This is a genomic window from Pseudomonadota bacterium, from assembly GCA_018817425.1.
Taxonomy (GTDB): domain Bacteria; phylum Desulfobacterota; class Desulfobacteria; order Desulfobacterales; family RPRI01; genus RPRI01.
Map to the genome: position 1 here is coordinate 1 of JAHITX010000097.1, position 6285 is coordinate 6285.

A 6285-nucleotide genomic window follows, 5' to 3' on the forward strand; every position below is an offset into this window, starting at 1 on the left:
AGCCACTTTCAAAACGTTTCAGTTTGGTCAAGCTCAAGGCGGGAGAAAATTTCAACCACAGGAATACATTTAGTATTTCGAGGATTGAAATTTGAGCCCAACGCAGAGATCGGCCAAAATGGGGCGTTTTGAAACTGGCTCCTGTGTCTTATTAATGGGAGGAACAGGTGGATAGTCCAAAGAAGTTCAAATCAGTTAGGGGTTTAATCATCGCCATATGCGCGATATTTTTTTGTTTCATTACGGCAACAGGGGTATTTCCCGCAAATAATAAAAAGGAAGCCCCGGAAGCCGTGCCTTTCAATCAGAGACTTTATCTGTATAATTTCTATGGATTATCAGCCGTTGGCGGGGGGCATATATGGGCGGCAGGCGCATTTGGTAATATAATTTACTCCGGGGATGGCGGGAAGACATTTCACAGGCAGTCATCAGGAGTAAAATCGGAAATTTTTGATATAACTTTTCTTGATAAAGATAACGGCTATTCAGTTGGCCGTTTCGGGGTAATTCTTAATACGGTTGACGGAGGGCATACGTGGACCCGTCAAAAAAGTGGCGTTACCAACACTCTTAGCAGTGTTTGTTTTATAAACGCAACTACAGGTTGGATTGCGGGCGGATTCAACACTATTTTACACACCAAAGACAGCGGTAAAACCTGGGAGAAGATGGGGGAAAAGGTAGACAGGATGCTAAACCGGATATATTTTACCGATGCAAATCATGGTTGGGCAGTGGGAGAGTTCGGAACAATTTTAAAAACTACAGATGGTGGAACCAATTGGACTGAAACTAAAAATCCTGTCGGGAAAAATCTTTTCGGTCTGTATTTTAATGATGCAGCAAATGGATGGGCTGTTGGAATGGATGGTTGCATCATAGCCACAAAAGATGGCGGAAGCACATGGAAGAGCAGCATAACGCCGGTTAATGAAAATCTCTATGGAATCGACATGACTGGTAAAAAAGGGTGGATTGTCGGCTTAAAAGGCGTTTACTGTATCACTGAAGATGGGGGAGAAACGTGGAAATTACCTTCCTGCGATATTGGTGTAAGGTCATGGCTTGGAGCAATAAAATTTATTGATGAGCAAAAGGGTTTTGTATGCGGAGGCGGCGGGACCTTAAGAATTACAACAGACGGCGGCAAGAGCTGGAACAGCCCTGAAGGTTTATATCCTGACGAAAAAGGGTGTGATCTGCCTGGCAAAAAAAGACCATAGAAGAAAATGGCTCTAATATACTTGAAATAGTTCGGAGTCAATTTAAAGGGAGGTATCGGGTAAATGAGTAATAAAGAGCGGATTACTTTTGAAAAACGGATGCTTATATGGGTGGACCTGCTTGCACGATTTGTGGTACAGAAAAAATTCTATATAGCCTTAATAAACATTGCCATTACGATTTTTTTCCTTTATCAGGCTTCCAATGTTCCCCTTCGCACCTATTTCCGTGATCTATTACCAAGCAATCACGCCTTTATAACATTGGTTAAAAAATATTCCTCTTTTGGAGGAACAAATCAGATTCTAATTGAGGTTCGTGCCAAAAACGGAACAATTTTTAACGAAAAATCCCTTAAGAAAATAATCAAAATAAGTGATGAGTTACTCCTTTTACCGGGGGTTGATCGTAACAAAATTATATCCATAGGAGTAAACAAGATCAAAAACTTCAAGGTTAGCTCCTGGGGTCTTGAATTTCCTTCTTTGATGTATCCTGGGCCACCGGCTACAGAAGAAGAAATGGAAGATTTAAAGCGCAATATTTATTCAAATACACTCTATTTCGGCAAACTGGTTTCTTTGGATTCAAAGGCGGCCATAATCACAGCGGGGTTTTTTGAAGAGGGTGTTGATTGCGACATTATTTATGACAAAATCCAGCAAATAAAAAAGAAGTATGAAGATGAAAACGATGAGATTTTTGTCGTTGGCGAACCTTATCTTTATGGTGTTATAAGCCATTACATAGGCCAGACTCTGAAGGTCTTTATTATTACAGGCATTGCAATCTTTATTGTAGCCCTTCTTTATACTTCAAGTTTGCGCCTCGTTTTGCTCACTTTTTTTCCTGCGTTAATCTGCGCCATCTGGGGAATTGGTTTTATCGGCTTATGGGATTATAATCTTGACCCTTTAATACTTGTTGTGCCGCTTCTTTTATGCACCCGCGCTCTGAGCCATTCCATGCAATTCAACTGGAGGATTAACGAAGAATATGCAGATACCGGAGATATCCCAACGGCCGTTGCCAACACTATCAGGGGGCTTTTTTATCCCGGCGTGTCGGGCATCATTACAGATAGCTTAAGTATTCTGCTGATTGCCTTTGTCCCTATTCCCATTATGCAAAAACTTGGACTCATTTGTTTCTGCTGGGCCATGAACATGATTGTAGTATGTTTGATCCAAAATCCTGTAATTTATCTGTATCTTCCCTTCTCGGCAGAAAAGAACCGCAAGTGGAGAGATAAGAAGCGAAGTGGCTGGCTGGATAATTTTATGGGGAAGGTTGCGGCTTGCAGCAAAGGAAATGGTGCCCGTATTATAATAGTTGCAACTGTCATCATAATAATTATTGCAGGATGGTACACAAAGAACGTTGAAGTTGGTGATGTTTATCCGGGCACTCCTCTTTTGCGGGCCAATTCTCCATATAACAAAGCATGCGGTGTTTTTGCCAGAGATTTTCCGGGTTCTATGGATCCGCTTATTATTGTCGCAACCGGTGATAATCAAAAAGGTCTTGCCGACCGGAAACTCATGGAAAAGATATCGGAATTTCAGTTTTATCTTATGCAAAATCCCCTGATAGAGGGAACCTCTTCTGTTGCTGATTTGCTCAAGAACATGCAGATGAAGTATCAGGAAAACGACCCCAAACAATATGTGTTGCCTGATAGTGATGCCGGGGTGGCGGCCGTTCTGTTCTTATTGATGGGCGGTGGAGCTGAGCCAGGAGATTTTGACCAGTACTATTCCGAACAATTGGCCGCAGCAAGTCTTGTGGCTTATTGTAAGGATCATACTGCCAGGACTATTAACAATGTTTTAAAGTATTGCAGGGATTTTATAGATTGTAATAAAGAAAAGGGTATTCAATTTAATCTTGCAGCCGGTATTATCGGTGTGGTTGCCGCTACCAATGATTCCGTGGCAAGGGATCAGATCCTTTTAAGCATCGCAGCTTTTGCTCTCACCTATTTATGTGTTGCTTTCTTTTTTCAATCTTTTGTGCCGGCCGGTATTTTAATGGTACCTCTTTTAGTTTCCAACCTTGCTGTATATGGCTATATGGGCATGTCCGGCCTTAGTCTTAATCTTCAAACCCTGGCAGTCCCACCAATTGCGGTTGGAATCGGCGTTGATTATGGAATTTATCTATTCAGCAGGGTCAGGGAAGAAACTCAACGCCTGCAATCTTTTGAAATGGGAATAACAGAAGCGGTTCGCACCGCAGGCAATGCTATTACCATTACCGCCTTGCTTATCATCGTGGGCGTAATTTTCTGGGCAATATCAGATATCAAATTCCAGGCAGATATGGGCTTGTTGCTGGCTGTAGTTACTTGCTTTCATCTTCTTTGTACGCTTTTTTTACTTCCGGTCATTATAAGAATAATAAAACCTAAAAGCATCATGAATTGCCTGGCTTCCGGAAATGCTTGTGAAAATGTGATTATGAAATAAGGGAATTTTCATTTAAGATATTGATGGTACGCATTAAACTATTAAACTTGAATCAAACGCAGACTCGACCATATTTTCTTACTGGCCGTCTTTACATTAAAATAGCGGGTGGCCTTTTACTTTCCAATATAGGTCGAGTTATTAAAACGCTTGTAAATGACATATTTTTTATTGATAGCTTCCTGCCAATAAAGCGAACATTATCACAATAGTTGTAGATTCCTATTGCAAATCATGATAATAAATTACCGTACTTAAATTGAAAGTCTCGAAACTCGCTGATATTAAAATTAAATTATTTAAAACATAGTTCGTCCGATTCCAGTTTTGCTATAAAACTAAATGAATGTTAATATGGCTATAAATTATAATTTTGAGTGGGATCCTATAAAGGCCCGTAATAACCGAGATAAGCATGCTGTAACTTTTGATGAAGCAGCATCAGTATTTAGAGATTCAAAGGCACTTTCCATATTTGATCCGGAACACAGTGAAACTGAGGACAGATGGATAACTTTAGGCATTTCGGAAAAAGGAAGATTATTGATCGTAATCCATACTTTCAAAGAAGACAGTAAAGAAGCTGCTACTATAAGAATTATTTCATGCCGTAAAGCGACAAACCACGAAGGCAAAACATATGGTGAAAAAATATGAAAAAAGAATATGATTTCTCAAAAGGTGAAAGAGGCAAGTTTTATCGTCCGGATATGAAACTAAACATTCCAATTTATCTTGATGACGAAGTTTTAAGCTTTGTTGAGAAAATCGCTTCAAAGAAGGGAATAGATCGATCCTCAGTGGTTAATGAGCTTCTCAAGGGTGATATAAAACTCGCCGAGGTAATGAAATAAAAAGAGAAATGAATAAAATTATAAGCGTTATTTTTACTCCACTAAATAAATATACTTTTAATGATATATAAGAGCCAAGAGCGGACTTGACCCCTGGCTTCTTCAAGAGCGGACTTGACCCCTGGCTTCTTTCTGCTTTTGTGCATATGCTTTTCAAACCTAATCAAGTTGTTTTAACAGGACGCCCTTTAAGGTTCCGATATCTATGTTCTGTTCATTTTTAATGATCATCATGCCCATCAAAACCGCCTCTGAAACAGCAATCGTGCCACTTGAATCAGGGACATAAATTACCAAAAACCCTTTGTCTGTTACCGATGCCATCAGATTGAGAGTCACCCCGTTTGGCGTGGAAAGCGTGAATGGGACAACCTGCTCAGCAAGTGAGCCAATCTCTGGAACAGCTCCCGAAAATGTTGTTCGCGTCAGTGAAAGCGATGCTGGGCTTTCCTGAACAACAAAACTTTCCTGACCAACAATTACGTTGCCACGCTGGGTGAATACCGGCAATGTTCCAACCTCAACCAGAGTGCCGGGCAGAGAGCCGTCGCCCAAAGTTATAGTTGAAGATGAATCCGTTTCAGTAAAAGTAACAGATGCTGTGAAGATGCTTGAGGAAAGAATTGTATCCCCTCCGGTTTGAGAAAAATTACTTACCAGCGTTGATGTGATAAAACTTGCAAGCGTTATACTGCCTCCGCCCGGGCCCATTGCGGGGGTAACCGGTGCTCCCATTGCGCCACTTTGATTCAACTGTGTTCCGTTGATTGAGCTCTGGGGGCTGACCAGGTTGGAGGGAGCGATAACACCAGTAATACTTGCAGTGGTATTGTATGCTGCCAGTGTATAATTGCCTGCGTCCGTACCTGAAAGGACAAGACCTGTCACATTGACAGTCTTATTTTGCCCTACATTTGGGTCAATAAAATAACCGGCAGCAGAAGTTATACCAAGCGTGGTCGTATCTCCAACGATCACACCGGAGAGCCTGGCGCTGGCAGTATTCAGTGTGGTATCAGTGGTACTGTCATAAGTCTTATCATCAGCGGTAATATCGGTAGCGTTAATTTCTTTGGCGGTGATGTCCGCTGTGAGGCCGGCCTGCTGAACCAGGGTGTAGTTACCGGCATCGGTCCCGCTTATGGTGTTGCCGGTGACTGTAACGGCCTTGCCGGTGGCTACATTCTTATCCGCAAACGCACCGGCAGCTGTGCCGCCTATGGTCACATCATCTGCGCCCAGTTTCGTGATCGCAGCCGTGCCGACCAGGGCGGCGGTGGGGGTGGCGTCATAGACCTTGTTGGACGTAGTCAGCCCGGTGACCGCAAGATCGGCTTTCGTGATGTCCGCGGTCAGGCTTGTAGGCTGGGTCAGAGCGTAGTTGCCGCTATCCGTACCAGCAATACTCAGGGCTGCCGTGACAACCTTTGAGGTTCCCACTGCCTTGTCAGCAAACGTTCCGTCTCCCGAAACGGTAACAGCATCTGAAAGCAGCACGCCAACCAGGGTTTCACCTGTGATCGTTGCCGCTGTCGTAGCGTCGTAAACCTTGTTCTGTGCAGCAGCACCCGTTGTGGTAAGGGTCGCTTTCGTGATGTCCGCTGTCAAGCCGGCCTGCTGAACCAGGGTGTAGTTACCGGCATCGGTCCCGCTTATGGTGTTGCCGGTGACTGTAACGGCCTTGCCGGTGGCTACATTCTTATCCGCAAACGCACCGGCAGCTGTGCCGCCTATGG

5 protein-coding genes are annotated in these 6285 nt (G+C 43.1%); 4 read left to right on the forward strand and 1 reads right to left on the reverse strand.

Translation table 11 applies throughout. The annotated features are described in order from the left end of the window. The first annotated feature begins 167 nt into the window (after nucleotides 1-167). The 4 genes from KKC46_17050 (at nucleotide 168) to KKC46_17065 (ending at nucleotide 4549) form a co-directional block, all read left to right on the forward strand. Complete coding sequence (locus KKC46_17050; protein MBU1055509.1) at nucleotides 168-1226, forward strand: hypothetical protein; 1059 nt, start codon at nucleotides 168-170, stop codon at nucleotides 1224-1226. 63 nt (nucleotides 1227-1289) lie between these two features. After that, a complete protein-coding gene (locus KKC46_17055; protein ID MBU1055510.1) occupies nucleotides 1290-3695 on the forward strand; it encodes an MMPL family transporter in 2406 nt (801 codons plus the stop codon). 354 nt (nucleotides 3696-4049) lie between these two features. Next, complete coding sequence (locus KKC46_17060) at nucleotides 4050-4352, forward strand: BrnT family toxin (GenBank protein ID MBU1055511.1); 303 nt, start codon at nucleotides 4050-4052, stop codon at nucleotides 4350-4352. Continuing rightward, a complete protein-coding gene (locus KKC46_17065) occupies nucleotides 4349-4549 on the forward strand; it encodes a hypothetical protein (protein ID MBU1055512.1) in 201 nt (66 codons plus the stop codon). Before KKC46_17060 ends, KKC46_17065 begins: the two co-directional genes overlap by 4 nt. Before the next feature lie 159 nt (nucleotides 4550-4708). Here the strand turns inward: KKC46_17065 and KKC46_17070 are convergent. After that, nucleotides 4709-6285: hypothetical protein (locus KKC46_17070; protein ID MBU1055513.1), on the reverse strand; the 1577-nt coding region annotated here is incomplete at its 5' end.